General features: G+C 62.8%; 27 protein-coding genes. 15 read left to right on the top strand and 12 right to left on the bottom strand.

The window, feature by feature from the left end:
- Positions 1-250 precede the first annotated feature (250 nt).
- On the top strand, positions 251-538 hold the full coding sequence (locus tag J3489_RS10945; RefSeq protein WP_242539956.1) for a cupredoxin domain-containing protein: 288 nt from the start codon (positions 251-253) through the stop codon (positions 536-538).
- A gap of 117 nt (positions 539-655) precedes the next feature.
- Here the strand turns inward: J3489_RS10945 and J3489_RS10940 are convergent, their stop codons facing one another.
- Entirely contained in the window at positions 656-1,234 is a 579-nt protein-coding gene (locus tag J3489_RS10940; RefSeq protein WP_206997783.1) for a TetR/AcrR family transcriptional regulator, read from the bottom strand.
- Positions 1,235-1,370: 136 nt separating this feature from the next.
- On the opposite strand from J3489_RS10940, the gene J3489_RS10935 reads away from it, so the two are divergent.
- Together J3489_RS10935 and J3489_RS10930 are read left to right on the top strand one after the other, a co-directional pair.
- Positions 1,371-2,093, top strand: coding sequence for a hypothetical protein (locus J3489_RS10935; protein ID WP_206997781.1), 723 nt, complete (start codon positions 1,371-1,373; stop codon positions 2,091-2,093).
- Positions 2,094-2,211: 118 nt separating this feature from the next.
- Positions 2,212-3,180, top strand: coding sequence for a zinc-dependent alcohol dehydrogenase family protein (locus J3489_RS10930; RefSeq protein WP_206997780.1), 969 nt, complete (start codon positions 2,212-2,214; stop codon positions 3,178-3,180).
- Between the two features lie 14 nt (positions 3,181-3,194).
- Here J3489_RS10930 and J3489_RS10925 read toward each other — a convergent pair whose 3' ends face one another.
- Positions 3,195-3,713, bottom strand: coding sequence for a hypothetical protein (locus tag J3489_RS10925; protein ID WP_206997778.1), 519 nt, complete (start codon positions 3,711-3,713; stop codon positions 3,195-3,197).
- 294 nt (positions 3,714-4,007) lie between these two features.
- Between J3489_RS10925 and J3489_RS10920 the strand changes: the two genes are divergently transcribed.
- From J3489_RS10920 to J3489_RS10910, 3 genes are all read left to right on the top strand, one after another.
- Positions 4,008-4,322 (top strand): hypothetical protein, encoded by a 315-nt coding sequence (locus J3489_RS10920; RefSeq protein WP_206997775.1) that lies wholly within the window; start codon positions 4,008-4,010, stop codon positions 4,320-4,322.
- 155 nt (positions 4,323-4,477) lie between these two features.
- Positions 4,478-5,068 carry a hypothetical protein gene (locus J3489_RS10915; RefSeq protein WP_206997773.1) on the top strand — a complete coding sequence of 197 codons (591 nt, stop codon included), beginning with the start codon at positions 4,478-4,480 and terminating at the stop codon, positions 5,066-5,068.
- Positions 5,069-5,146: 78 nt separating this feature from the next.
- On the top strand, positions 5,147-7,519 hold the full coding sequence (locus J3489_RS10910) for a DNA polymerase II (protein ID WP_206997772.1): 2,373 nt from the start codon (positions 5,147-5,149) through the stop codon (positions 7,517-7,519).
- Positions 7,520-7,565: 46 nt separating this feature from the next.
- Here the strand turns inward: J3489_RS10910 and J3489_RS10905 are convergent, their stop codons facing one another.
- The 3 genes from J3489_RS10905 to J3489_RS10895 form a co-directional block, all read right to left on the bottom strand.
- Complete coding sequence (locus J3489_RS10905) at positions 7,566-7,985, bottom strand: RidA family protein (RefSeq protein WP_206998048.1); 420 nt, start codon at positions 7,983-7,985, stop codon at positions 7,566-7,568.
- 136 nt (positions 7,986-8,121) lie between these two features.
- Positions 8,122-9,180 (bottom strand): alkene reductase, encoded by a 1,059-nt coding sequence (locus J3489_RS10900; protein ID WP_206997770.1) that lies wholly within the window; start codon positions 9,178-9,180, stop codon positions 8,122-8,124.
- Between the two features lie 79 nt (positions 9,181-9,259).
- Positions 9,260-9,568 (bottom strand): ArsR/SmtB family transcription factor, encoded by a 309-nt coding sequence (locus tag J3489_RS10895; protein ID WP_309491364.1) that lies wholly within the window; start codon positions 9,566-9,568, stop codon positions 9,260-9,262.
- Positions 9,569-9,960: 392 nt separating this feature from the next.
- Here J3489_RS10895 and J3489_RS10890 point away from each other — a divergent pair, with 392 nt between their 5' ends.
- From J3489_RS10890 to J3489_RS10870, 5 genes are read left to right on the top strand one after another with little or no spacing between them, the layout of a single operon-like run.
- Positions 9,961-12,342, top strand: a complete 2,382-nt coding sequence (locus tag J3489_RS10890; protein ID WP_206997766.1) for a HAMP domain-containing protein — start codon at positions 9,961-9,963, stop codon at positions 12,340-12,342.
- Positions 12,343-12,361: 19 nt separating this feature from the next.
- Positions 12,362-13,099, top strand: coding sequence for a methyl-accepting chemotaxis protein (locus J3489_RS10885; protein WP_206997764.1), 738 nt, complete (start codon positions 12,362-12,364; stop codon positions 13,097-13,099).
- Complete coding sequence (locus J3489_RS10880) at positions 13,096-13,632, top strand: hypothetical protein (protein ID WP_206997762.1); 537 nt, start codon at positions 13,096-13,098, stop codon at positions 13,630-13,632. The genes J3489_RS10885 and J3489_RS10880 overlap by 4 nt, the downstream gene beginning before the upstream one ends.
- Before the next feature lie 28 nt (positions 13,633-13,660).
- On the top strand, positions 13,661-14,620 hold the full coding sequence (locus J3489_RS10875; protein ID WP_206997760.1) for a chemotaxis protein CheX: 960 nt from the start codon (positions 13,661-13,663) through the stop codon (positions 14,618-14,620).
- A 34-nt stretch (positions 14,621-14,654) separates the two neighbouring features.
- The gene (locus J3489_RS10870) at positions 14,655-15,020 is read left to right on the top strand and encodes a response regulator (RefSeq protein WP_206997758.1); all 366 of its coding nucleotides are present in this window, start codon (positions 14,655-14,657) and stop codon (positions 15,018-15,020) included.
- Positions 15,021-15,088: 68 nt separating this feature from the next.
- Here the strand turns inward: J3489_RS10870 and J3489_RS10865 are convergent, their stop codons facing one another.
- Complete coding sequence (locus J3489_RS10865; RefSeq protein WP_206997755.1) at positions 15,089-16,009, bottom strand: PilZ domain-containing protein; 921 nt, start codon at positions 16,007-16,009, stop codon at positions 15,089-15,091.
- Positions 16,010-16,283: 274 nt separating this feature from the next.
- Positions 16,284-17,174: a LysR family transcriptional regulator gene (locus J3489_RS10860; RefSeq protein ID WP_206997753.1), complete on the bottom strand. Its 891-nt coding sequence runs from the start codon at positions 17,172-17,174 to the stop codon at positions 16,284-16,286.
- Positions 17,175-17,338: 164 nt separating this feature from the next.
- On the opposite strand from J3489_RS10860, the gene J3489_RS10855 reads away from it, so the two are divergent.
- A complete protein-coding gene (locus J3489_RS10855; protein WP_206997751.1) occupies positions 17,339-17,764 on the top strand; it encodes a VOC family protein in 426 nt (141 codons plus the stop codon).
- A gap of 82 nt (positions 17,765-17,846) precedes the next feature.
- Here the strand turns inward: J3489_RS10855 and J3489_RS10850 are convergent, their stop codons facing one another.
- Positions 17,847-17,945: a DUF3443 family protein gene (locus tag J3489_RS10850; protein ID WP_309491358.1), complete on the bottom strand. Its 99-nt coding sequence runs from the start codon at positions 17,943-17,945 to the stop codon at positions 17,847-17,849.
- 155 nt (positions 17,946-18,100) lie between these two features.
- Positions 18,101-18,334: a hypothetical protein gene (locus tag J3489_RS10845; protein ID WP_206997749.1), complete on the bottom strand. Its 234-nt coding sequence runs from the start codon at positions 18,332-18,334 to the stop codon at positions 18,101-18,103.
- A gap of 266 nt (positions 18,335-18,600) precedes the next feature.
- Here J3489_RS10845 and J3489_RS10840 point away from each other — a divergent pair, with 266 nt between their 5' ends.
- Positions 18,601-19,230, top strand: coding sequence for a LysE family translocator (locus J3489_RS10840; RefSeq protein WP_206997747.1), 630 nt, complete (start codon positions 18,601-18,603; stop codon positions 19,228-19,230).
- Between the two features lie 7 nt (positions 19,231-19,237).
- Here J3489_RS10840 and J3489_RS10835 read toward each other — a convergent pair whose 3' ends face one another.
- Together J3489_RS10835 and J3489_RS10830 are read right to left on the bottom strand one after the other, a co-directional pair.
- Positions 19,238-19,495: a hypothetical protein gene (locus J3489_RS10835; protein ID WP_206998086.1), complete on the bottom strand. Its 258-nt coding sequence runs from the start codon at positions 19,493-19,495 to the stop codon at positions 19,238-19,240.
- A gap of 278 nt (positions 19,496-19,773) precedes the next feature.
- Entirely contained in the window at positions 19,774-20,283 is a 510-nt protein-coding gene (locus J3489_RS10830) for a DUF1993 domain-containing protein (RefSeq protein WP_206997745.1), read from the bottom strand.
- Positions 20,284-20,652: 369 nt separating this feature from the next.
- On the opposite strand from J3489_RS10830, the gene J3489_RS10825 reads away from it, so the two are divergent.
- Both J3489_RS10825 and J3489_RS10820 read left to right on the top strand, forming a co-directional pair.
- A complete protein-coding gene (locus tag J3489_RS10825; protein ID WP_206997743.1) occupies positions 20,653-22,221 on the top strand; it encodes a S53 family peptidase in 1,569 nt (522 codons plus the stop codon).
- A gap of 147 nt (positions 22,222-22,368) precedes the next feature.
- Entirely contained in the window at positions 22,369-24,045 is a 1,677-nt protein-coding gene (locus tag J3489_RS10820) for a S10 family peptidase (RefSeq protein ID WP_206997742.1), read from the top strand.
- Between the two features lie 173 nt (positions 24,046-24,218).
- Here J3489_RS10820 and J3489_RS10815 read toward each other — a convergent pair whose 3' ends face one another.
- The gene (locus J3489_RS10815; RefSeq protein WP_206997741.1) at positions 24,219-25,085 is read right to left on the bottom strand and encodes a DMT family transporter; all 867 of its coding nucleotides are present in this window, start codon (positions 25,083-25,085) and stop codon (positions 24,219-24,221) included.
- Positions 25,086-25,697: the final 612 nt, after the last annotated feature.

Here is a 25,697-nt window from a genome sequence, read left to right as displayed (position 1 = left end):
GCTCGACGGCCTATCCGCAACCGACCGCAGGCAACGGGCCCGGACCTGGGCCACTGACGGTGGCGAGCGATCAGCTTCCAAGGATGCTCGGCGTGACCACCATCAAGATCGTGCGGCACCCGCTCAAGGCGACGCTCGACGATACGACGCTCGTTTGATTTGCCAGACAGTGCTCACCAGCCAGGACCTAGATATGCTGACCGCCACCTTTCGCCGCGCCATTGCCGTCTCTGCCGGAGTCGCGATTTTCATGGCTGCATCGGCTGATTTCTCCGCTGCGCAAGCGCAGGACTCCAATGTCGTCGTCATTAAGAATTTTATGTTCTCGCCGATGTCGCTTACGATCAAAGCCGGCTCGACGGTGACGTGGAAAAATCTCGATGGCGAACCCCATACGGTTGCCAACGATGCCGGCCTGTTCCGCTCCGGCGCGCTCGATCAGAACGACACCTATCAGTTCCAGTTCGATAAGCCCGGTGTCTACAAGGTATTCTGCGCCATTCACCCATACATGAAGGAGACGATTACCGTCCAGTAGGGGCTCAGATCGGTGCCGTCAATAATCGAAAGCGGGACCGCCACCCAGGTCATGGCACGGGAACGCAATGACGTATGGGAGCTGCGGATCTCCAACCCGCTCGGTGTCCGGTGAGCCTTACTTTTCGGCAGCGCGGGTTTGCAGTATCAGCGCCCGCGCGCTCGCGAGAATCTCCCGGGCGACGGTGGGGTCGCCCACCGCACGCGACATGCTCACCGCACCCACCATGGCGGTGAGAATGGCCGTTGCGCGGGCGATCGCGGCCTCACCAGCGCCAATCGTCTGCGCAATTTGCTGGACGTTCGTTTTGAATTGGTCGGCAATGACCTGCTGGACCATGGGGCCTGCATATCGCGCCTCGCCGGCAAGCGTGCAGATCCCGCAGCCGCCCGTCAGATTCTGAACATGCTCCGGGTCGAGCCATGCGTCCACCACCTGTTGCAGCGTGGGCTTCTTCTTGCCTGAGAAGAGCGGGTCGATTTTGGACTGGCCTTTTTGCATGGCCCGCTTCGCCGCCTCCGCAATCATCTCGTCACGCGACTCGAAGTGTCCGTAGAAAGCGCCTTTGGTCAGGCCGGCGTTCTGCATCAGTTCCGCGACCGCTACGCTATCTAGTCCTTGCTCGCCTATTTGGCGGGCCGCCGCATCCAGGATGCGCTCCCGGCTGGCTGCTTTCTCTGCCTGTGAATGTCCCATAGGTCCCACCAAGAAATTTCTTGACAATCTGCAGTACGAGCGTAATACTGACTCTGCAGTACGATAGACCTGCAGATTATAGCGCAGCCGGGTGCGCCTGAGCACGCCGGACGACGAAAGGCAAAAGGATAGGGCAATGAGCACACTACTTCAGCAAGCGGTCCAGGCACATGGCGGACTCGAGAACTGGATGAAGATTCGGTCCGCTTCGGCCAAGCTCGATATCGGCGGAGCAATATGGCATGTGAAGGGTCAGCCCGACATGTTCAAAAACATCGAATTGGAGGCGGACCTGAGAAAGCAGCACGTCTCGATGGCGTCGCCGGCAGCCGGATGGAAGAGCGAATTCACGCCCGACCTGGTGCGGATCGAATCCTTCGAAGGAAAGCCCGCCGAGCAGCGCAACGCGCCTCGGACGTCGTATGAAGGCCACACGCAGCTATCGCCATGGGATCGCTTGCACGCCCTGTACTTCTGCAGCTATGCGTTGTGGAGCTACCTGACCATTCCGTTTCTCTACGCCTATCCAGGGTTCCGCACGGAAGAGCTCCCCGAGTGGAAGGAAAACGGCGAAGTCTGGCGACGGCTGAAAGTCAAATTCCCGGACGGGATCGCCAGTCACAGCGCCGAGCAGGTCTCGTACTTCGGCGAAGACGGCTTGCTGCGCCGTCACGATTACACAGTCGATGTGATGGGCGGCGCGCCCGGTGCCAACTATGCATCGAACTACCGCAACGTCGCGGGCATCATGGTTCCCACGTCGCGCCGGGTCTTTGCGTACGACGAAGCCGGTCAAAAGGTCAATGAGCCGCTGCTGGTTTCCATCGACTTCCACGACATTGCGTGGCAGGTGGACTGAGCCTCGGTCCTGAACGTTCTGGCCGTGCCGTGGCACGTCCAGCCCTGGGGCAAATCACTTATCGCATCAGTGGACGCCCCTACTCCCAGTGCCATCGTTTCCAACAGGAGTCTCGGCCATGAAAGCCGTCGTTCTTCACACCTATGGTGAGCCGTCCGCGGCTCTTGAATTCCGCGAGATTCCGGAACCTGCAAAGCCAGGCCCCGGCCAGGTCCTGGTGGCGGTCCAATACGCCCCGATTAACTTCAGCGATATTCTTGTTGCCCGGGGGCTCTATCCACTTCGTCCCGAGTTGCCGTCTGTCATCGGCAACGAAGGCGCAGGTCAGGTGCTCGAGATTGGCGAGGGCGTCAGTAACGTGCGCGTCGGTGAACGCGTGGTTCTTCCGATGGGCGGCTTTGCCTGGCGCGAACGGTTGGTCGTCCGCGCGCAAGACCTGGTTGCGGTCCCTCAGGCAATCGACCCCCGGCAAGCGGCGATGCTTCGCATCAACCCGCCGTCAGCGTACCTGCTGATCAATGCGTATGTGGATTTGAAAGCGGGGGACTGGATCGCTCTCAACGCGGCTAATTCGGCCATCTCTCGCTGGATCGTCAGATTCGCCAAGCGAAGGGGAGCCAAGGTACTCGGTCTGGTCCGTCGCCCGGAAGCAGAACGTGCAGCCGTGGAAGCAGGTTGCGACCTCGTCTTGCTTGACGCCGGCAGGGCGCCCGATCAATTTGCCGAATCGCAGGGCGAGACGCACATTCGTCTTGCCCTGGATGCCATCGGCGGCGAAGCGACGGGTCGGCTGGCCAAGTTGCTTGGGCCGCGAGGCACGCTGGTGTCTTACGCTGCTGAGAGCCTCTCGCCGATGGTGACAAGTCCCTTTGATGTCATTTTCAATGACCTGACCATCCGTGGTTTCTCAATTGGGCACCCTGACTTCGCCGACCAGATCACCGGCGCCATTTTGACCGCAGCAGAGATGGTGGTGTCGGGTGAAGCGTCGATCCCGGTGGCGGCGGAATACAAACTCGAGGACATTCGCGAAGCCATTGCGCATGTGGAGAAGGGCGGAAAGGTTCTGCTGAAAGTCGCTGGTTAAAAACGATCTCGTCATTACGTGCCGTTATGCGCCCTTTCCCGCGAGAGCAGCTCCTGTTTCAGCGAGAGCGCCTCGCGGTTGTCATGTTCGAGCGAGAGCGCCCAGTAGACGCCCGAGCGGGCCTTGCGCAGATCGTTCTTGTCGAGGCCGTCATGCGCACGCGCCAGCGCAAGCGATAGCAGCTTGCTACGTCGATCGCCGTGCGGCGCTTCGCTCGGCGCCAGGCTCGGCGGCCGCGCCGCCACCGCCGTGGACGACGCAGTGGCCGGAGCCGCTGGCGTTTGCGGCAGCGTCCGATTGGAGGCTGTCGGCGTGCGCTGCGCCGGCATCGAATCCCGGGCAATCGTGGCCCCCTGTGTCGCCGTAACAGTCCGGCCGTCCTGGCTCGCGCCTTCTGCAATTACGCTGCCTTGTACCGTTTGCAACGTGTCATGCCGTTCGCGCGCGGCGGCGCTCTCATGCCGCTGCAAAACCACCGATGCGCCGAACAGAATAAGGAATGCGAACGATGTGAGCGCTGTGTTCGGCTTCACACTCCAGAATCGTGAGGCGCTGTGCAAAGGCGAGCGCACCTTCCCATCAAGATAGTGGTCGGGCGACTCGAACAAGAGCGTCGGCCGCGGGAGCCGTTGCAATTCGCCGAGCGAAACTGCGGCACGCCCTCCTGCCGCACTTGCGCGCGCGGATGCGATTGCCCTGTCCGGCAGCTTCGTACGCTCGTGTTCACTGAGAGCCCGGCGAACATTCACGCCGCAGTGCGGACAATAAGAGACAGGCTCCAACAATTTGCCGCCGCAACGGGCGCACGTGGTCGGAGAAATGCGGTCGTGAGCGAGTGGATCGCTCATCGTGAAACCTTCCATTCTGATCTCAAGCATGAAGACGGGACTAATGCGTTGGGGGTCGGATGGCGTGCTCGCCGGGGCGAGCACAAGCCCTTGCTCGATCCGTTAAAGAGGGCCTGCTTTCGTCGTGATGACGATACGATCGAAGCAAATGACCCGGCCAATATCGTTCAGCAGCGGCGCAGCGTCAACCCGCGAAAACCGTGCACATCGGGACTCATCCGCCAAACTTCAGCGGCTGCCCGCCATGCCTGTTACCGAGCCCTTGCGGCCCCCGCCGGGCTGATGCCTCTCTGACCTAATCCGCAGAATTCGTGCCCGCCCAGACTGGCAAGCAGTCGAAACCGATGCCGATCCGCACCTGCGCGCGTTTTACTTCAGCCGGTCAATTGTGTTATGAAAGAGCCCGATGGTCGAATCGGCGAGATAGCTCGCATTAAAGGAGACCGTAAATGTCCGTACCCGCTGACGAGCTGGGCAGGCTGGCCGCCTATTTCACGCAGAGGCGCGCTCCCAGGTTGCCGCTGAAATACGCGGAATCGAAGCCGGACCGCGCCGTGCTCTATCGAAAAATGGTCCAGAAGGAGTGGGACGACGGTTCGGAACCCATCGGCGGGGCGAAAGAGGGCGAGTGTGAATTCGACTTCGCGGTCGCTTTCAAGACTTATCACACGGGCGACTACGCCAGAGTCTGGACGTCGACCGAGCTCGCGAAGGTGCGAGGCTTCGACAACGAGAGCAAGGGCGGGACCGGCTATGTGATCGCACAGTTCGTGTTCGACCAGGAATTGACCACCCTCTTCAAGGGGAAAATCCTGCCGCAGAAGATGCAAGGCGCGCAACATATGAACGACTTCGTTCTCATGCATCGTGAAGGCTACGAGCCTTTTTTGCATGGGCGGCTCGAGGTCAAAATGTTCACGAGCCAGGAAGAAGTCGAGGTGACGATTGCGCGTCACAGGGCGTTCGACTTGGGATTCTCGGAAGAGCAAGCGGACACGCTGAACGAACACCTGAGGTTTGCGCGCTTGATGGATGATTGATGCCGCTGACCCAGTCCGGCGGCCGCCCCGCCCAAGCGCTAAAATCCGCCGCCTGAGCGTCAACGGCGAGCGTGCGTTTTGACGGAGTTCGAGCAGGGTTTCATCCTCACCCGCCACTGGCGGGACACCGCGACCGGCATCGAGATCGAGTTCTGGCTGGCAACCGAACGCGGTCCGCGCCGGGTGCGGTTGCGCCCGCAGGAATCGGTCGCCTTCATCCCGGCCGAACAGCGCGAACAAGCCGAGCGCGTGCTGGCGGGCGAAAGCGGCGCCGAGCTGCGCCCGCTCGCGCTGCGCGACTTCCGTCAACGCCCGGTCGCCGGTCTCTATTGCCGGCGGTATCGCCATCTTGTCGCGCTTCAGAAGCGCCTGACCCGGGCGGGCATCGACGTCTACGAATCCGACGTACTGCCGCCGGACCGCTACATGATGGAACGGTTCATCACGGCGCCCGTCCTGTTCCGCGGCGTGCCGGCCGCTGACGGCGTCGTGTCCGACGCGGAGCTGAAGAGCGCCGGCGACTATCGTCCTGCGTTGCGATGCGCGTCGCTCGACATCGAGACCAGCGCCCGCGGCGAGCTCTATTCGATTGCGCTGGAAGGCTGCGGGCAGCGGCAGGTGTTCATGCTGGGCCCGGCCAACGGCGACGCCCGGGACCTCGACTTCGATTTGGAATACTGCGACAGCCGGCCCGCGCTGCTGGCCCGGCTGAACGACTGGTTCGAGCAACACGACCCGGACGTGCTCATCGGCTGGAACCTCGTCCAGTTCGACTTGCGCGTGCTGCACGCGCATGCCGAGCAGTATCGCGTCCCGTTGCGGCTCGGACGCGGCGGCAGCGTGCTCGACTGGCGCGCGCACGGCCAGCAGCCCGATCATTTCTTCGCGGCCGCGGCCGGACGCCTCGTGATCGACGGCATCGACGCGTTGAAGTCCGCGACCTGGACCTTTCCGTCGTTCAGCCTCGAATACGTCGCGCAGTCGCTGCTGGGCGTCGGGAAGGCGATCGACGACCCGTACCGGCGCATGGAAGAAATCCAGCGCCGCTTCGATCACGACAAGCCCGCGCTCGCGCACTACAACCTGAAAGACTGCGAGCTGGTCACGCGCCTCTTCGAGAAGACGGATCTGCTGTCGTTCATGCTCGAACGCGCGACTGTCACCGGCCTGGCGGCGGACCGCATGGGCGGATCGGTCGCGGCCTTCACGCATCTGTACCTGCCGAGGATGCATCGGCTCGGCTACGTCGCGCCGAACGTCGGCGACGTGACGGGACAAACGAGCCCCGGCGGCTTCGTCATGGATTCACGGCCCGGCCTCTACGATTCGGTGCTCGTATTCGACTACAAGAGCCTGTACCCGTCGATCATCCGCTCGTTCCTGATCGATCCGGCCGGGCTGATCGAGGGCCTCGCCCACCCTGGCGACGCCGAATCGGTGCCCGGCTTTCTCGGCGCGCGCTTCTCCCGAACCCGCCATTGCCTGCCGGACATCGTGCGGCGCGTATGGGACGGCCGCGAGCTCGCGAAACGCCAGCGTAACCAGCCGCTGTCGCAGGCGCTGAAGATCATCATGAATGCGTTCTACGGCGTGCTCGGCTCGACCGGCTGCCGGTTCTTCGATCCGAGACTCGCGTCGTCGATCACGATGCGCGGCCACGAGATCATGCACAGGACGCGCGAGCTCATCGAATCGCAGGGCTACGAGGTGATCTACGGCGACACCGATTCGACCTTCGTCTGGCTGAAAGAGCCGCATACCGACGATGAAGCCGCGCGCACGGGGCGCGCGATCGTCGAGCACGTGAATCGCTGGTGGAAGACCCATCTGCACGATCGTTTCGGGCTGGAGAGCGCGCTGGAACTGCAGCACGAGCGGCACTACCGCCGCTTCCTGATGCCGACCGTCCGCGGCACGGAGGAGGGCAGCAAGAAGCGCTATGCGGGGCTCGCGGTCACGCCGGACGGCAGCGAAGATGTCGTGTTCAAGGGCCTCGAGACGGTCCGTACCGACTGGACGCCGCTCGCCCAGCAGTTCCAGCGGGAGCTGTACCGGCTCGTCTTCAAGCGGGAACCGTATCAGGACTTCATCCGCGACTACGTCCGCCGCACGCTCGCGGGCGAGCTCGACGATCTGCTGGTCTATCGCAAGCGCGTGCGCCGGCCGCTCGCCGAGTACGAGCGCAACGTGCCGCCGCATGTCCGCGCGGCGCGCATCGCCGATGCGTTCAACGCGGCGCACGGCCGTCCGCTTCAATACCAGCGCGGCGGCTGGATCGGCTACATGATGACGACGGCCGGCCCGGAGCCGCTCGAAGCCATGCGCTCGCCGATCGATTACGCGTTCTATGTGAGCCGCCAGCTCCAGCCCGTCGCCGATGCCATCCTGCCGTTTCTGCGCGATGACTTCGAGTCCGTGATTTCCGGGCAGGAGCGGCTGTTCCAGGGTTAGCGCAATGGGCGGCGGTGCGGCGCCGGCCAACACTTTTCTTCCTCACTCACACGCTGCGTATCGCAGCAACCGCCTTGATCTCGACGAAGAGGGCCGGCCTGGCCAATGCCGCCACCCCGAGAATCGTCCATGCCGGAGCGTTCTCCTTGATGTAGCGGTCCTTGATTTCGCGAAACGCCGCAAGCTGCTTGTCGATATCTACGTGATAGCTGACGAGCTCGACGAGATCATCGAAACCCAGCCCGGCGGCTTGCAGGACCGCGCCCAGCCGCTGAAATGCGAGATCGATCTGTTCTTCGACGCTTGCGGGAACGGTCCCGTCCGCCCGGATCCCGATCTGGCCGGCGACGAACAGCAGACCACGCGCCGCAACTGCGGGAGCGTAATTGAAAGTCTTGAATACGTCGGTGCTGCCCAGAACGGGATGGGGATTCGAAAGGGCGATGGCGGTCTTGGAGGGTTGCATGATGAGTCCCTTGGAAACGAACAAGAAGATTGGCTGACCTCAGCAAGATGCTTCCATCACCCTTGCCGTAAAGAAGGATCCCCCGGCTCGCGCCGGCCGAAACGCGTTCCGGCCGGCGCGCTGTGCGATTGCGCGATTACGCCGTTTCGAGCGCCGGGTAATCGGTATACCCCTGCGCACCTTCCGCGTAGAACGTTGCGGGATCCGGCTCGTTGAGCGGCGCATCGAGCTCGAAGCGCTTTGGCAGATCCGGATTGGCGATGAAAAGCTTCCCCCACGCGACCGCATCGGCTTCGCCCGCATCGAGCGCTTGCTGCGCGGTTTCTTTCGAGAACTTTTCGTTTGCGATGTAGGTGCCGCCGAACTCGGTCTTCAGCAGATGGCCAATGCGGTTGTCGCCAAGCGATTCGCGCACGCACAGGAACGCGATCTTGCGCTGGCCGAGCGCGCGGGCGAGAAAGCCGAACGTCGCTGCCGGATCGGCGTCGCCCATGGTGTGCGCGTCGCCACGCGGCGCAAGGTGCACGCCGACGCGATCCGCGCCCCAAACATCGATACATTCGTCGGTGATGTCGAGGATCAGGCGTGCGCGGTTTTCAATCGGGCCGCCCCACTGATCGGTGCGCAGGTTCGTGCTGTCCTGCAGGAATTGGTCGAGCAGGTAGCCGTTTGCGGCGTGAATTTCGACGCCGTCGAAACCGGCGGCCTTCGCGTTTTCAGCGCCGCGGCGGAACGCTTCGATGATGCCCGGGATCTCCGAGGCTTCGAGCGCGCGCGGCGTCACGAACGGGCGTTGCGGCCGCACGATGCTCACGTGGCCTTGCGGCGCGATTGCGCTCGGTGCGACGGGCAGATCGCCGTTCAGGAAGATCGGGTCCGATACGCGGCCGACGTGCCATAACTGCAGGAAGATCTTGCCGCCCTTCGCATGGACGGCGTGCGTCACGAGCTTCCACCCTTCGACTTGCTCTTGCGACCAGATGCCCGGCGTCGCGGCATAGCCGACGCCTTGCGGCGTGACCGCGGTCGCTTCGCTCAGGATCAGCCCGGCGCTCGCGCGCTCGGCGTAGTACCGCGCCATCAGCGTGTTGGGGACGCGTTCGTCGCCGGCGCGCTGGCGCGTCAGCGGCGCCATGATGATGCGGTTCGCCAAGGTCAGGTCGCCCACGCGGAGCGGATCGAATAATGTCGGCATAACAATTCACCTCTTCGGCGGGCAAGGGCCCGCGCTTCTCGGATCAAACAACAACGGTTGGAGACGCCGCACGCGGGGACTAAAGCCCTGTATGCAGCGCATCGAGAAATGCCTGAATGACGGTTTCGTTGCGCTTGAAGAACACCCACTGGCCGATGCGCGTCGAGCTGACGAGCCCCGCGTTTTGCAGCACGGCGAGGTGCGCCGAGACGGTCGATTGAGAGAGACCGCAATGCGCGTTGATCGCGCCCGCGCACACGCCGTTCTCGAACGACAGTTCTTGCTCCGGAAAGCTGGCAGCCGGCGCCTTGAGCGACGAGAGGATTTCCCTCCGTACAGGGTTGGCAAGGGCCTTGTGGATTGCGTCGATGTCGATCGTCGTCATGATTCAGGCACGGGTTCGCTAACCAGCGGGTACGGCGTTCGCCGCGAGGACGGCGCCGGCCGTACGAATCGCTGTTGGCGGAATCATAAATCGGATTTTGACGATATGTGAAAAGGCACTACTCGATATGAGGTTTAGCGTGGGTAAGTCCGCGCTCGACCATTTCAAAATGCTTTGGCTTTCATCTAATGAATCGGATGGGTTGGTGGCGCATCGGCTGGTCTGGCTGGTCCGGCTCGGCCGCGTCGATCGAGACGACACTCTGTTCACAGTGGGGTCATCGTTTGGTCACATCTCATCCCCGATAATCTGGCCGCTTGATGAGCTGTTAAACCAGAAAAGCGAACCACCTTACCAAAACTACGACGAGCTGGTTCGCTCCGGGGAATCCTGCTATGACCATTCGTCACCGCATTACCTTATTGGTAATCTTGATGTTCGTCGCGTTGTCTGCCATCGGTGGTTACGCGGTCTACCAGACGCGCAACAGCGCTGCCAACGTGAAACAGGTCACACAGGGTGTCGTGCCCAGCGCGCTGGCCTCCGCCGATCTTGTCTCCGAAGTCAAAGACGTGCAGCTCGCGACAATGACGCTCGTCTACGCGCCGGACAGCAATATGGTCGCGCAGGCGCAAGACGAACTGAAAGCCAAGGAAGCGTCGTTGCGCGCTGCGCTCGACGTGCAGGCGAAAGCCGCCGCAAGCCACGCGCAGGAGGGCCTGGTCGCGCAGGCCCGGGATAGTCTCGCGAATTATTTCGCGGCGATTAACGACACCGCGAAGATGAAGGCCGAGGGCAAGAACGAACTCGCGCAAGCGTATCTGTTCGCGAATGTCGCCGAGTACCGCGACGAGTTGGAGGGCATCGTCGAGACGCTGCGCATCGAGAAGAACCGTCAGAAGGACGACGCGATCAGTGCGCTGAACGGCTTGCTGTCGACGACGACCACCGCGATCGCAGCGGTTACCGGCGCGGCGGCCCTGCTGTTGACCGTGATTGGTTCGCTTCTCTACCGCCAGATCACCCGGCCGCTGAGCCGGATGCAGGAGATGATGAGCGAGATCGCGTCGAGCCAGGACTTCACGCGGCGTGTGCCGGTCGGCCGAATGGACGAAATCGGGCGCTCGATCGTCGCGTTCAACGAGATGATCGAGAAGATCCAGCAAAGCTCCGCGCTGCTCAAGCAAAAGACGGCCGATATCCAGGCGATGCTGCAGAACATGCAGCAGGGCATTCTGACGGTCGTCGACGGCGCGGTGGTTCACGCGGAATACTCCGCCTATCTCGAGGCGATCTTCGAGACACAAGAGATTGCCGCGCGTCCGGTGATGGACCTGGTATTCGATCAGACGGATTTGGGGGCCGACGGGCGGTCACAGGTCGATGCCGCCATTCACGCGTGCCTCGGTGAGGACGCGATCAATTTCGAATTCAACCAGCATCTGCTCGTCAACGAGATTGCGAAGACGATGCCTGACGGTCGCGTGAAGACGCTCGACCTGAGCTGGTCGGCGATCACCGATGAAAGCGATACGGTGATGCGCCTGATGCTGTGCGTTCGCGACGTGACGGAGTTGCGGCAACTGGCCGCCGAAGCCGGCGAGCAGAAGCGCCGGCTGGAGATGATCGGTGAGATTCTCGCCGTCAGCCAGGAGAAGTTCCACCAGTTTGTCGACAGCGCAACGGGCTTCGTCAGCGAAAACGAACGCATCATCCGCCAACACGTCCATGCGGACGGCGCAGCGGTCGCGGAACTGTTCCGCAACATGCACACGATCAAGGGCAACGCACGGACCTATAGCCTGCAGCACCTGACCAGCATCGTCCACGAGACTGAGCAGCGCTATGACAATTTGCGCCGGCCGGAATCTGCCGAGAAGTGGGACCAGCAGCTATTGATTGCCGATCTGGAGCGCGTAAAGGAAGCCATCGAGCGCTACGCGACGATCAATGAAGTGAGTCTGGGCCGCAAAGGGCCTGGCGGGCGCGGCAGTGTCGAGGGCTACCTGATGGTTGACCAAGAACATATCCAGGAAAGCTTGCGCCTGCTGGAATCAGCCGATCCTGCCGATATGGGCGGCCTGCTGACGATGCGCGACTCGGTGCGTCAGACCTTGCGCTTACTCGGCACGGAAACCGTCGCCGAGGCGTTGGCGGGGGTACTCGAATCGCTGCCGTCGCTGGCGAAGGAGCTCGGCAAGGAGGCGCCTCTGGTACGCATCGACGACAACGGCTACAGGGTACGAGCGCAGGTCAGTGGCGCACTGAAGAACGTTTTCATGCACTTGATGCGCAATTCGATGGATCACGGTATTGAAACCGCCGCGCAACGCGCTGCTCAAGCCAAGGACGCGGCAGGGACGATCGATATCGAGGTTGGGATGGACAACCAGACGCTGCAGATCACCTTGAGCGACGACGGCCGTGGCCTCGCGCTCGCGCGGATTCGCGGCATCGCGGTCGAACGCGGGTGGATCGATGCGGATGCTCAAGTGAGCGACGAGACAATTGCCGAATTCATCTTCCGTGCGGGTTTCTCGACCGCGGAGAAGGTATCGGAAGTGTCGGGTCGCGGGGTGGGCATGGACGCGGTGAGAGACCTCCTGAAACGCGAGAACGGCAGCATCGAACTGCGCTTCACTGACGATCGGCGCGGTGCCGATTATCGCCACTTCCAGACAATCGTCTACTTGCCTGAACACTGCGCAGTCGACAGCGTAGGCCTGGCGAGTGAGCGTGATGCAAAGCCGTTGCAGCTCGACGCGCTTTCGGATTGAGCCTATTTGGGGAAACGCCGTGGTTGAACGGTATGGGGTTGCCGCATTGGCGGGCGGCGCGCTGGTCATGCTCGCCACATGGTTCTTGCAAAAGCGAAGGAGCGCCAAGGCGATGGCGGTGCAGCGCGCGCAAGCCGATGCGAGTCGCGAGGCCGCACTCGCACAAGCCGACGCAAGGCATCAGGAATCGATGAGCAAAGTCGAGCAGGAGAAACGCGAGCTCGAATCGCTGGTGGACAGCATGCGTGAGGATTTAGCATCCCAGTCGGCCGACGCAGACGAAGTGCGCACGGCTCTTGCAGCTGCGATCGAGCGCGAGAAAGAATGGTTGCAGCAAGCCACGCGCATCGCTGCGGAATCCGCTCGATTGAAGGGTCTCGCGGTGACCTTCGAGCGCTGGCATGAACAGATGATCTCGCTGATGTCGCAGAACCAGGACATGCACAGGAAGAATCACGAGTTGTCGTCGATCGTCAACCACGTGCTGATCGTTTCGCTGAATGCGTCGATTGAAGCGGCTCGCGCAGGCCCGACCGGTCGCGGCTTTTCCGTCGTTGCGAGCGAAGTGCGTACTCTCGCTTCGCGCTCGCAGGAGTTGTCGCGGAGCTATCGAGAGAGTTTGAACAAGAACGACTTGGTTACAACCGCCACGTTCCAGGACATTCAGGCGGGCGGCAAAATGATCACCGCATCGCTTGGCAGTGTCGAGACGCTTGCGAACCAGTTCCAATCCAAGCTTGAACAGGCGATGACGTGATCAGCGCGCAGGCGATAGACAGCTTCGAGAAAATCTTCTACTACGCCGCGCGTTCCCGGTTGACGGTCGACTCCGCGCATTCGTGCGAAATCACGCCCGTGGCGCTGCCGGAAGGCGAAACGAGGACGCATGCCGATGTCGTAGTGCTCACCATTTCATCCATATTTTTCAGACTGCTGCTGATCCTGCATTTCGACAATGAGCAAGCGACGCGTAACTATTACCTCGGTGCTGGGCAGGGAACGCTGGAGGAGAGTTTGCTCGAGGTCAGCAATCTGTGCTGCGGAGCGATGAACCAACAACTGGTCGAATACTTTCCTGATCTCGGAATGTCGACGCCGTACTTGCTCAGCAGTGGTTGCGTCCCCTATCTGGATCAGTTGAAACCGGACCATGTGTCGTCGTATCGGGTCATGATCGGCGATTCGGTGCGCCTCGGGGCAACGCTATGCCTGTGCGCCGACGCTCCGCTCGACTTCGCCGCCAAGGTCTCCGACACCACGGAAAGCGTCGGCGAACTTGAACTCTTTTGAAGTCGAACCCGTGGGTAAGGAAATCAGCATGAATATGAACATGCCGGTCAGCAAAGTGCTCGTGCTTGATGATTCATCGGAGCATGCTGAGGCGATCAAACGCTTCTGCGATGAGAACAATCTGATTGGTTTGAAGGTGCGCAAACATCGTTTGCCGGCGGTGTTGCGCTCAAATATCGATCTGGGTGCGATTCTGCTCGCGGAGAACTATGGCGGCTCGATTGCAGAAAGCACGGCAATTGCGACCCGCATCGATGCGCTTCGCCCGGAGCTGCCCGTTATCCTGCGCCGTCATGAGCAGCCGACGCTCGACGATTTGCCGACCGCGTTGCGGGGGACGGTGTGTGCAGCCTACGTCGCCAGTGACATGGGGACGTTGCGCAAGGCGATCGACGAATACATCTTCGGCCTCGACTATCCGAACGCGCTAGTGCGCGGTATCAGCGAGATCACCGAGTCGAGATTGGGGCATGTGTTTCGGGACCTCACCGTTAGTTGGGACACGCCTTGCATCGTGCGGGACCAGATCATCTTCGGCGAAGTGTTCAGTCTGATTGCCCTCGAGAGTGCGTGGTGCCGTGGCTACATGATGATTCAAGCGGACGAGCAACCGCTGCTCGATATGCTCAGCAGAGAACAAACGCGCAACGAAGCCGCCGACTTCCGCGACCTGAACAGCTCGCTTGGCGAGCTTACCAACATGATTTGGGGCGCGTTTAAGGACCGCTATCTCGGAGATGCCGATGCGGCATCGCGCAGCCAGATTCAGGTGCCCCTGTTGATCAATCACAAGCAGCGGTACATTTCTTTCGGTTCCAGCAACCCGCAACTCTGCTTCAAGTACCGCCTGACTGACGAAGCGTCAGGACGGTTTGTCGTTCTCGACCAGCGTTTCATTTTCAGCCTGACTTGGTCGCCTGAGGACTTCAAGGAAAACATCGGCGATGTCGATGCGCTCGTCGAAGCCGGTGAACTGGATTTATTTTAATGGGTAGCGTTTCAAGGATACGATAGGAAAGATCATGGCGAAAATCTTGGTGGTGGACGACTCGAGCACCGTGCGCGACGAAGTGGCGGGTTTTCTAAGAAAGAACGGCCTCGATGTGGATACGGCGGTGGACGGCAAGGACGGGCTCGCGAAACTGAAGACCGGTTCGGGCATCAAGCTCGTCATTAGCGACGTGAACATGCCGAACATGGACGGCCTGACGATGGTCGAGAAGATCCGGGGCGAACTGGCGAACCAGACCGTCAACGTGATCATGCTGACGACGGAAAGCAGTCCGGCGATGAAGGAGCGAGGCAAGGCAGCTGGCGTCAAAGGCTGGATCGTCAAGCCTTTCAAAGGCGAGGCGGTACTCGAAACGTTTAAGAAGCTCGCAAGCTGAGCAACGGAGCCGTCTGGCCTTTAATGGCCAATTTCTCTCGAGACGCGGCACCCCGGTGCCGCACAGCTTCAAGTCGCCGCGACGCTCTCGAGCACGAAGTCCTTGATATCGCGCCGACCTTCGTCAGGCACTTGCACAATCTGGAGTCCGTACTTGAAGCAGCCGCCCTCTTGTCGGCGGTTCCGGACTTCCACCACCACCTCGACATGACGCGTGCGGCTGTCGATGGAGAGGTTCATCGCAAGGCGGGCGCTCTGCCCCACTATCAGGAAGTCCTGTTCCGCTGAAATGCCAACCCCAATTGAACTCACGTTTTCGACCAGGACATCTGTCGCCGGGCGCTGATACTCGTTAGTGTGAAGCTGGCCGATGATCGACGTCGGCACGCGGTGCTGCCTGCGCACAATCGCCTGAGAAACGACCTCAGGATATTTAAGGAAATGGCAACCTAGCGGTCCGGAACTTTCTGGCAGCAGCCGGGTGGCGAACTTGAAGACCCGCGAACCGGTAAAGAGCCGTGCCTCATAGACCATCCCTGTCGCCAGCGCCGGCGCGTCCTGCCTCGTGTGGCGGGCAATGAGCGCTTCGTCGGGAATGACGCCGGCGAGTTCCATGCGTAAGGCATCCGTGCCGCCGTCACGCGTCAAGTGAAAGAATTCCACCTTCTGCCGAAGATTGGGCAGCGACGGGCTTTTCTTGGAAGTGGTCGGATTTTCGTCCGGTTGACTGCGGTCCAGATTGACGGTGCCGAAGAGCAGTTGATTACGATCAGTGTCGCCCGTTGGTGAAGGTTCGATCGTGGAGGGAATGCCGGTCCTGGCTCGCGCTGCCGTACCTTCACGGTGTCCCAGGCGATAAAGTCGCTCGAGCAAGCCCTCTGAATCGACGACATACCCCTGCTGAAGCAGAAGCTTGCCGTCACCGCTATAGACCGCAAAGTCGATTGGCTTGCCAAGCCTAATGTCGCCGGCAGAAAGTTTGATCAGCATATTTTTTTGTAGTTTCAGGACAATCCGTACGCTCGCAGCCACTCGTCGACTTTCACGTGGACCTGCATTTCGACCGGGACGTCCATGTACAAACCGATCGTACTCCTTCGATTATTCGAGTTCTGCGCTACCGCACGATCCGATGCGGATCGGGGGCGCTCGAATCTTTCGAAACGACTCCAACGCTCAAGGCGGAAGGGTACCTTCATGCTGTTTCACCGTTGTGACGGCAATGATCGGCGCTCGCCGGCCGGCCGCGGGCGCTCACGGCCGACTAGTCGTCCTGCCGCCCCGGTGCGGGTTCGGCCAGGCTGACAATGAGCTTCGCCAGCGTTCTCGCAGGTTCGGTCAGTTGCTGGGTCGCGCGATGGAGCAGCCCGACGTCGCGGTGGAACGTGTGTTGTCCGAGGTCGATCGCGCGCACGGCAGCCGGCCAGCGCCGGTGGGTCGGGGTCTGGGGCACGAGCGCGACGCCGACGCCGTTCGCCACCAGCTTGACGATCGCTTCGAGTTCATCGGCCTCGCACACCTCCCGCAACGCGAAGTGCATCCGGCGCAAGAAGCGATCGACCTGACGGCCGCCGAATGACGCACGATCGTAGCGGATGAACGGCTGCGTGGACAGCAGTTCCGCCCAGTCATCCCCCGGCACGCCGCGCGGGACGATCAGCCGGTAGGGTTCGCGAGTGAGTGTCGTCCAGCGCAGGTCGCTTTGCAGCGAGAATGGTGGACGGATGACGGCTGCCATGTCGATTTCTCCGGCATCGACCCAATTGACCAACTCCATCGACAGGCCGGGAATGATCCGCGTCCGGCATTCCGGACATTGACGGTGAAGCTTGGCCAGCGCGTCGGGCAGCAACGAGCGCTGCACCGACGCGATGGCGCCGATGCTCACCAGAACGGAAGCGGGCGTCCCGACTGGCGCGGCCCCCAGATTGTTGTAGAGGCGGATGACCTCCTGGGCCTGAAGAAGGATCTGTTGGCCCGCCTTGTTGAGATGGGCTGCACGGCCTTTCCTGTCGAACAGCTCGAAGCCCAGTTCGGCCTCGAGGCGCTGCATTTGTGCGCTCACGGCCGCCTGCGTCAGGCCGATCTTGTCGCCGGCCGAGGCAAACGTGCCTTCCCGGGCGACCGCAATCAGGGTTTTCAGTTCGCGGATCATATACAAATGCTGTTTGTGTATCTGACAAATATATATTGATTTTATTATCATCGGATTGTTTCTACGATTGCAGCCGGAGCCAGACCGGATTCTGGATAGGCAATCGCTCGGCCGCCTGCGGCGCAACCAAAAGTCTTGGCAATCCAATCACTTCGGAGCACACGATGAATCTCTCGCCGTTTCACCTTGCAATCCCTGTTTACGATCTGCCGGCCGCACGCCGTTTCTATGGCGAGGTGTTCGGCTTGGAGGAGGGGCGCTCGAGCACGCAGTGGGTGGACTTCAACTTCTACGGGCATCAACTCGTGATCCACGAGCATCCGAAAACCGCGTCGCAGGAACACGCGCACTCGAATCCGGTGGACGGCCACGACGTTCCCGTCCCGCACTTCGGCATCGTGCTCGAGTGGGACCAGTGGGAAGCCCTGGCCGAGCGTCTAAGGTCGTTCGGCACGAAGTTCGTGATCGAACCGTACATCCGCTTCAAGGGGCAAGTCGGCGAACAGGCGACGATGTTCCTGCTCGATCCCTGCGGCAACGCGCTGGAATTCAAGGCCTTCAAGGATTTATCGCAGTTGTTCGCGAAATAATGAAAGAGGGCACGACTTCCTTCGTCGTGCCCTTTCGTATTGGCAAACCGACGCGCTACGAGGCGTTGAAGAACCGCTGATATCAGAACGCGACGTAAGGTCCGTTGCCGCGGGGAGTCGGACGGTCCTGAATCGCCGTGTACACCGTGCGGCCGAGGAAGATCGGCAGTCCGAGATCCACGAGCGGCGCGTCTTCTATGGCGACCCTGGGGCAACCTGTTCATCGCAACTAACGGTCAGCGCCGCCAGCCCCTCCGAATTCGGCGAACTGCGCGGCAGTTAACGAGGCTGCCGCGCGTATCCGGTGCGGGCAGGGCGCGCTCACCGCTAGTTCATTCAACGGTTGCCGTCAAGCAGATCGCCTAGCATTTCGTCGAACGCGGCTTGTGCGTCTTCGAGTTCCTGCAGGGCGGCGTCGAATGTTTGCAGCGCGAATTGCGACGGATTGCCGGCGCCTTGCGGCGGGAACTGCGATTGGAGCGACGCGAACGCCGTCTGGACTTGGCGCGTGGCGTTGAGGACGCGCTCCATCGCGCGGGTTTCTTCGGCTCGTGCCTGTTCGGGGTTCATCGGGAAGGCTCCATGGTTCGTCGGCGTCGCCACTATGCCATGCGCGGCCCGGGCAGGTTAGGGGAAAGCTCCAAATGACTTGGAAGACGCTTTGAAAATAGCCGGAAATCGCTTGTGTGCCGGCTGCAAGATAGAGCCCTCTCGAGAAAACGCCGGGCCGCCCCAAGTTTTCCGCCCCGCAGGAAGTCCCCTTGGGGGATTGCCCCCTCGGGGGGCCTGACGCGCAGCGGCAGGTCTGGGGGCGCTATTAATCAACGGTGTGCGTCATGGTTTCCAGTCATTTGCTGATCGTTTATCTCGCTGCATTGGTGGTCGTCTTTGCGATGCCGGGGCCGGACATGGCCCTCGTGCTGCAAACGAGCATCGGACGCGGTGCGCGCTCCGGGCTCGCCGCCGCGGGCGGCCTCGCCGTCTCGCGGGCGACGCACGTGACGCTGTCGGCGTGCGGGGTGGCGGCGCTCTTGCAAAGCGCGCCGTGGCTCTATGAAGCGGTGCGCTATGGCGGCGCGGTGTATCTGGCCTACGTCGCGATTCAGATTTTCCGGTCGCCGGTGTTTGCATTGCCGGCGGGCGACGAGGCGGATCGCTCGTCCCGTCCGTTGCGCGCGATGTTCGTCAAGGGCTTGCTGACGAACCTGCTCAATCCGAAGGCGCTGTTGTTCTGCTCCGTGCTGCTGCCGCAGTTCGTGCGCCCCGAAGCCGGTCCGGTCGCGCTGCAAGTGACCGAACTCGGCATCCTGCTCGTCGCAGCCGGCGCGACTTTCGATATGGTCTATGCGGTCGGCGCCGCGCGGATCTCGAACTGGATGCGCTCGCATCCGCTCGCCCAGACCTTGCAGCGCTGGACGTTCTCCGCCGCGCTGATCGGCTTTGCGCTGCGCTTGTCGCTCGACTGAAATCCCCTCAGCGGATGATCCGGATCGATAGGGAATCCGAATCAACCTGCCCGCCTTGCGACGCCGCGGCCATCTTCGCCCGCGGCTTGCGCGGCGTTCGCTTCGCTCGATTGCGGCGGGCATGCTCGGACGCGTGGCGCACGGCCGCCGCAAAACGCTCGAGCGCGGACACCGAGCCGCACACGCTTTGGTAGATCTCGCTGCCGATCCGGCCGTCGAGGATGACTTGCATGCCCGAAGCACGCGCCAAGTCGATGATGTCCATTTGCGCCCCCTCTTTCGAAATCCACAGCTCTTGATTGGCTAACACGGCGTCGTGCGTGTTTATTCCGCTTGGGCGAGGCTTTCCTTTGCGGTGCGGGCGCTGGGAAGTCGGCCTTCATGCGGTCAAGACGAACGCGGCGGCCGGGCTTTTCAAGGGGGAGGGATCGTGGCTGACACGGATGCGCAGCGCCCCCGCCGGCGGGGGCGCTGCTGTCGCGTTGAAGACGCGGGCGCGTGCGGTGCTGGTGTAGTCCGTTGCACCCGGCGCGATCAGCTCGCTCAGTCGGATTTGCCGAGATAGTCGAGCTTGCCGATTTCGACACCGTTGTGCCGCAGGATGTCGTACGCGGTCGTGATGTGGAAATAGAAGTTGGGCATCACGAAGTACATCAGGTAGCTCGCGCCGGTGAACTCGACCGGGCCGGAGCGCATCTTGAGGACGACGCTGCGCTCCTCGGTGCCGTCGATCTGCGCGGGCGTGAATTCCTTCAGATAGGCGATGGTCTTGTCGAGGCGGTCGCACAGCTCGTCGAACGTCGCTTCGACGTCTTCGTACTTCGGCGCTTCGACGCCGGCGAGGCGGGCGACGCAGCCCTTGGCGGTGTCGGTGACGATGTGCACCTGGCGGTTGAGCGGCAGCATGTCCGGAAAGAGGCGGGCGCCGAAGAGCGCCGATGGATCGATCTGCTTTGCGGCAGCGTGTGCCTGGGCCTTGCCGAGAATGGACTTCAGATTGGTCAGGCCGCGCACGAGCACGGGCACCGATGCTTGATACATGGACAGGGTCATGGAGTATTCCTTGAGTTCTTCGATGGGCGCAGCCGACGTGCGCCGGAGGCAGCGCGGCGGTGGACAAAACCGCCGTCCGCATGATATGCCGAAAGCGGCATGGCGCGCCGGCTTTCAAAGCGGCCTCGACGATTCGTCCAACGGTCATCATGTGCCCCGGAACTGCGCGCGAGTGCTATTGTCGGAGCTTTGGCGTAGTCCTCGAAACGGCGGCACGGCGCGGGTTTCGGCGTGATGAAGCCAACCTCCCGCGCGTTCCCGTGTCCGCCTCTGTTGCAACCGCACCGCCGCGAGCCGCGGCATCGCACGGCGTGCAGCCAGCGCTGAGCGGCGCCAGCCGGCCGGTGGTGCATTCAGGAGCGTCAGACCATGGCAAAACATCCATTGGCCGGCAGTGAACGAGCGGTGGCGGAAGGATCGAAGTGTCTGGGGCAGTGCGACCCGGGCGAGAAGATTCAAGTGGTGGTCATGCTGCGCCGCCAATCGGAAGCCGCGCTTCATGCGTTACTGGGGGAAATCGGCAAGGGTTCGAAAATCGCGCCGCTCGCGCGTGACGATTTCTCGCAACGCTTCGGCGCCGCAGCTGAAGACGTCGCCAAGCTGCGCGCGTTTGCGGCGCAACATGGGCTCTCGGTCGTGCGCGCGGAACCCGCCGAGAGCACGGTCGTGCTGTCGGGCACCATCGCCCAATTCCAGGCGGCGTTCGACGTCAAGCTCGAGCGCTATGAACACCGCACGATCGGCCAGTATCGCGGCCGCACGGGCGCCATCAGCCTGCCGGACGAGCTGAGCGGCATCGTCACCGCGGTGCTCGGGCTCGACAACCGGCCGCAGGCGCGTCCGCATTTTCGCATCCGCCCTCGATTCCAGCCGGCGCAAGCGGCGCTGGAATCGTTTACGCCGCCGCAAATCGCTTCGCTCTACAACTTCCCCGCCGGCGACGGCAGCGGCCAATGCATCGGCATCGTCGAACTCGGCGGCGGCTATAACAGCGGCGACCTGCGATCGTATTTCTCGAACCTCGGTGTGCCGATGCCCAAGGTGGTGGCGGTGTCCGTCGACAGCGGCAGCAACGCGCCGAGCGGCGACCCGAACGGCCCCGACGGCGAAGTGACGCTCGACATCGAAATCGCCGGCGCGATCGCGCCGGCCGCGACGATCGCCGTCTACTTCTCGACCAATAGCGACGCCGGCTTTATCGATGCCGTCAACCGCGCGGTGCACGATACGACGAACCGTCCGTCGGTCATCTCGATCAGTTGGGGCGGGCCGGAATCGTCGTGGACCCAGCAGTCGGCACAGGCCTTCAACAGCGTGCTGCAGGCGGCCGCGGCCGTCGGCGTGACGATCTGCGCCGCGTCCGGCGACAGCGGGTCGAGCGAAGGCGTCGGCGACGGCGCCGATCACGTCGACTTTCCCGCGTCGAGCCCCTACGTGCTCGCTTGCGGCGGCACGCGCATCACGGCCTCGGTTGGCGCGGCCGGCAACACGATCAAGAGCGAAGTCGTATGGAACGACGGCGCTTCGGGTGGCGCATCGGGCGGCGGCGTGAGCACGCTGTTCGCGCTGCCGGCGTGGCAGGAAGGCCTGAGCGTGACGCGCACGAAGGGCGGCGCCACGCCGCTTGCCAATCGCGGGGTGCCCGACGTCGCGGGCGACGCCTCGCCGGATTCCGGTTTCGTCGTGCTGGTCGACGGCAGCCAGTCGGTGGTCGGCGGCACGAGCGCGGTGGCCCCGCTCTGGGCGGCGCTGATTGCGCGCATCAACGCGGCCAAGGGCGCGCCGGCCGGCTTCGTCAATCCGAAGCTCTATCAGGCGGCAAGCGCCTTCAACGATATTACGAAGGGCAACAACGGCAGCTTCGAGGCATCGCCCGGCTGGGATGCCTGCACCGGGCTCGGCAGCCCCAACGGCCAGAAGGTGGCCGCGGCGCTGTAGCCCGGGTTCGGCGGATCGCAAGCGAAGTCCGCCGACGCAGTACCGGAAGCACGCAAACGAAGTCCGCAGGAGCAGTTCGTCACGCAGTCCGCAAAACCAAGCACTGAAACGACGCCAAACGTCGCTAACGAAATCGATGGAGCGGTCATGATGAATACCGATTCAGGTTCCGGCAGCACGCAATCGCATCACTCGCCTCATAACTCGCATGCCTCGCCCACGCCGGGAGTGGTATCGATGTCGCCTGCATTCGGCCATGCCGACGGCGACCAGCCTTTCTTCGATCCGGTCGCCTACGGCAACGGCCCGAACGATTCGGTCACGGACATCACCGAAAGCGCGGCCGTCACGCATCACTCGATCGTGATCGGCGGGCGCAAGATCGCCTACACGGCGACGGCGGGGCACCTCGTCACCGTCGACGAAAGCAGCTCGCAGCCGAACGCGAAGATGTTCTACGTCGCCTTCACCGAAGACAACCAGCGGGAGGAGACGCGGCCCGTCACGTTCTTCTATAACGGCGGGCCGGGCTCGTCGTCGGTGTTCGTGCTGCTCGGCTCGTTTGCGCCGCGCCGCATCAAGACCGCGATGCCGAGCTTCACGCCGCCCGCGCCGTATCAGATGGAGGACAACCCCGACAGCCTGCTCGACAAGAGCGACCTCGTCTTCATCAACCCGGTCGGCACGGGCTATTCGGCGGCGGTCGCGCCGAACAAGAACCTCGACTTCTGGGGCACCGATCCGGACGCGGTCTCGATCAAGCAGTTCATCAAGCGCTTCCTGACGAAGAACAACCGCTGGAATTCGCCGAAGTTCCTGTTCGGCGAATCGTACGGGACGGCGCGCAGCTGCGTGCTCGCTTACCTGCTGCACGAGGACGGCGTCGACTTGAACGGCATCACGCTGCAATCGTCGATCCTCGACTACACGCAGGCGGGCAACCCGGTCGGCGCGCTGCCGACCGCGGCCGCCGATGCGTGGTACCACAAGAAGCTGGGCGTCTCGCCGACGCCGACGAACCTTGGCGCTTTCGCCGAAGAAGTCGCGCAGTTCGCGCGCAGCGACTATCTGCAGGCGCTGCAGAAATTCCCGCAGACCGACGACGCGACCGTGGAGAACCTGAGCGAATTCACGGGGATCGACAAGACGACGCTGATCGCGTGGAGCCTCGACATCGCGGGCTACGACAGCCGCGGCAATTCGCTGTTCCTGACGACGCTGCTCAAGTCGAAGGGGCAGGCGCTCGGCGCCTACGACGGCCGCGTGACCGGCATCGAGACGGGCATCGCGGGCAAGATCGATCCGAACTCGGGCGGCAACGACCCGACGATGACGGCGGTCACGGGCGTCTACACGGCGATGTGGAACAGCTACCTGAACGAGCAATTGAAGTACACGTCGAACTCGGCGTTCACCGATCTGAACAACCAGGCGTTCCAGAACTGGAATTTCAGCCATATCGATCCGACCGGTGCGCAAAAGGGCGTCGACGCGCAGGGCAACGTGATCCTCTACACGGCGGGCGATTTGGCGGCGGTGATGGCGCTCAACATCGACTTGAAGGTGCTGTCGGCGAACGGCTTCTACGACTTCGTCACGCCGTTCTACCAAACGGTGATCGATCTGCAGAAGATGCCGCTGATCGAGCAGCAGGTGCGCGCGAATTTGTCGGCGCGTTTTTATCCGTCGGGGCATATGGTCTATCTCGACGGCAATTCGCGCACGGCGTTGAAGGCGGATCTCGCGAAGATGTACGACGCGGCGACGGGCGACCAGCCGGCGATGGGGCGGATCCGCGCGCTGCAGCAGCGGCATAAGGCGTAGCGGACGGCGGGTTCGATGAGGCGTTCGGTGGCGTGACCCGTCGCATGCGGCTCAGATCGGCGGAAACAGGCGGGGATGGCCGGCGCGTTTCAAGCGCCGGCCATCCCCGCCGGCCTTTGCGCCGGGGCTTTCGTCGCCGATGCGCCGCGCTGGCAGGCGGTCGCTGCCGGCACTCACGATCGCGCCAGCAACACCCCCGCCAGCGCGACGCCGAATCCGGCGATCTGCACGAGCGACAGCGTCTCGCCGAACCCCACATAGCCTTCGAGCGCCGCCAGCGGCGGCGCGAGAAAGAGCAGGGCGGTGGCGCGCGAGGCGTCGCCGCGCCGCACCATCCACATCAGGAGCGTCACGCTGACGCCCGACAGCATCACGATCCCCCACGCGACTGATATCCAAAGCGTGGTCGACGGTACCCAGTGTTTTTCATGCAAGGCCAACGCCAGCACGGCGGCGACGAGCGCCGCGCCGAAGTTCTGCACGGCGCTCGCGCTGCGGATGTCGGCCTTCGCGAGCGACGTCTTTTGGAACAGCGTGCCGGCCGTGATCGCGACGACCGCCAGGATCGAAATCGCGACGACGAGCCACGACGGGGCGTGACCTGGCCGAGCGGGAGCGGCCGCGAGCTTCGGCGCCAGCACGAGCGCCACGCCCGCGAGCCCGAGCGCCATCCCGCTCCAGCCGCGCGGCGACAAGCGCTCGCCGAAGAGCGGCGCCGCGAGCGCCGCGGTCATGAGCGGCTGCAATGTGCCGAGCAGCGCCATCACGCCGGCGCTCAAGCCTTGCGCGACGGCCCAATAGCCGGCCCCGAGATAGACGCCCTGCAGCAAAGCCCCGGCGAGCACGTGCTTGCCGAACGCGCGTGGGCGCGGCCACGCCGCGCCTGCCGCCGACGCAGCAAGCGCGAACAGGACCGCCGTGCCGCCGAAGCGGCAGAGCAGAAACAGATTGGGATCGGCGTAAGGCTTGATCGCGCGGGCGACGACGAACCCGGTCGACCAGAGCAAAACGAAAACGGCGGCTATGACGTTGGCGAGCATCGCAAATGGGCGTCGGCATAAGAGCAAAAAAAGACGAGCCGCAGTATTGCGCGGGCCACGCGGCATGTCTTGTTCGAGACTGCAACGCAATAGCGACCGGGAAAACCCGCGTATTTGCCGCGCCATTCGTGCGGCTTAATCATGAATGGCGCATCGTGCCAAGGCGGTGCGCGAGCCGGCGCGCCGGCACGAAGTTGGTGCCTCCCGCCGGCAGGGGATTGAGCGGCAGGACGCCTCTTGGCGACTCGCCAGTGCATCGCGCGCACGCGGCAGGTGCGCTCGGCGCTGTGTTGCGCTGCGCGATACGCCGAGCGGGCGGAAGACCCTGTATTCGGCATGGAAGTTGCGTTTGCCGCTATCGACGCCTGGTTGCCTCGGCGTCGCGACGTCAGCCGCACATGGCGAACCACGGCTTGGTTGCGACGCAACGAGTGAGCGGTCCGGCAGCATCGGACTGCATGAGCGATGTTCCGATCGGGCGCGAAGTACGCTGCGAGCCGCAGCCCATTCCCGCAGGACGCCTGGCCACGGCCGGCAGGCCCCATGCGAATGCACTGGCGGATCGGCGGCTCGATCGGAAGAACGCGAAGCGACGGATTGCGGGTGCAACCG

Origin of the sequence: Trinickia mobilis (assembly GCF_017315705.1) — a bacterium.
GTDB lineage: Bacteria > Pseudomonadota > Gammaproteobacteria > Burkholderiales > Burkholderiaceae > Trinickia_A > Trinickia_A mobilis.
Note: the sequence above shows the minus strand (reverse complement) of the source record. Positions and strands in the feature narration are given on the sequence as shown.

What these genes read in the sequence shown, in the direction of transcription:
- J3489_RS10945 (WP_242539956.1), top strand. Translation starts at nt 251, where the DNA reads ATGGCTGCATCGGCTGATTTCTCCGCTGCGCAAGCGCAGGACTCCAAT.
- J3489_RS10940 (WP_206997783.1), bottom strand. Translation starts at nt 1,234, where the DNA reads ATGGGACATTCACAGGCAGAGAAAGCAGCCAGCCGGGAGCGCATCCTG.
- J3489_RS10935 (WP_206997781.1), top strand. Translation starts at nt 1,371, where the DNA reads ATGAGCACACTACTTCAGCAAGCGGTCCAGGCACATGGCGGACTCGAG.
- J3489_RS10930 (WP_206997780.1), top strand. Translation starts at nt 2,212, where the DNA reads ATGAAAGCCGTCGTTCTTCACACCTATGGTGAGCCGTCCGCGGCTCTT.
- J3489_RS10915 (WP_206997773.1), top strand. Translation starts at nt 4,478, where the DNA reads ATGTCCGTACCCGCTGACGAGCTGGGCAGGCTGGCCGCCTATTTCACG.
- J3489_RS10905 (WP_206998048.1), bottom strand. Translation starts at nt 7,985, where the DNA reads ATGCAACCCTCCAAGACCGCCATCGCCCTTTCGAATCCCCATCCCGTT.
- J3489_RS10900 (WP_206997770.1), bottom strand. Translation starts at nt 9,180, where the DNA reads ATGCCGACATTATTCGATCCGCTCCGCGTGGGCGACCTGACCTTGGCG.
- J3489_RS10890 (WP_206997766.1), top strand. Translation starts at nt 9,961, where the DNA reads ATGACCATTCGTCACCGCATTACCTTATTGGTAATCTTGATGTTCGTC.
- J3489_RS10875 (WP_206997760.1), top strand. Translation starts at nt 13,661, where the DNA reads ATGAATATGAACATGCCGGTCAGCAAAGTGCTCGTGCTTGATGATTCA.
- J3489_RS10870 (WP_206997758.1), top strand. Translation starts at nt 14,655, where the DNA reads ATGGCGAAAATCTTGGTGGTGGACGACTCGAGCACCGTGCGCGACGAA.
- J3489_RS10865 (WP_206997755.1), bottom strand. Translation starts at nt 16,009, where the DNA reads ATGCTGATCAAACTTTCTGCCGGCGACATTAGGCTTGGCAAGCCAATC.
- J3489_RS10860 (WP_206997753.1), bottom strand. Translation starts at nt 17,174, where the DNA reads ATGATCCGCGAACTGAAAACCCTGATTGCGGTCGCCCGGGAAGGCACG.
- J3489_RS10855 (WP_206997751.1), top strand. Translation starts at nt 17,339, where the DNA reads ATGAATCTCTCGCCGTTTCACCTTGCAATCCCTGTTTACGATCTGCCG.
- J3489_RS10845 (WP_206997749.1), bottom strand. Translation starts at nt 18,334, where the DNA reads ATGAACCCCGAACAGGCACGAGCCGAAGAAACCCGCGCGATGGAGCGC.
- J3489_RS10840 (WP_206997747.1), top strand. Translation starts at nt 18,601, where the DNA reads ATGGTTTCCAGTCATTTGCTGATCGTTTATCTCGCTGCATTGGTGGTC.
- J3489_RS10835 (WP_206998086.1), bottom strand. Translation starts at nt 19,495, where the DNA reads ATGGACATCATCGACTTGGCGCGTGCTTCGGGCATGCAAGTCATCCTC.
- J3489_RS10830 (WP_206997745.1), bottom strand. Translation starts at nt 20,283, where the DNA reads ATGACCCTGTCCATGTATCAAGCATCGGTGCCCGTGCTCGTGCGCGGC.
- J3489_RS10825 (WP_206997743.1), top strand. Translation starts at nt 20,653, where the DNA reads ATGGCAAAACATCCATTGGCCGGCAGTGAACGAGCGGTGGCGGAAGGA.
- J3489_RS10820 (WP_206997742.1), top strand. Translation starts at nt 22,369, where the DNA reads ATGATGAATACCGATTCAGGTTCCGGCAGCACGCAATCGCATCACTCG.
- J3489_RS10815 (WP_206997741.1), bottom strand. Translation starts at nt 25,085, where the DNA reads ATGCTCGCCAACGTCATAGCCGCCGTTTTCGTTTTGCTCTGGTCGACC.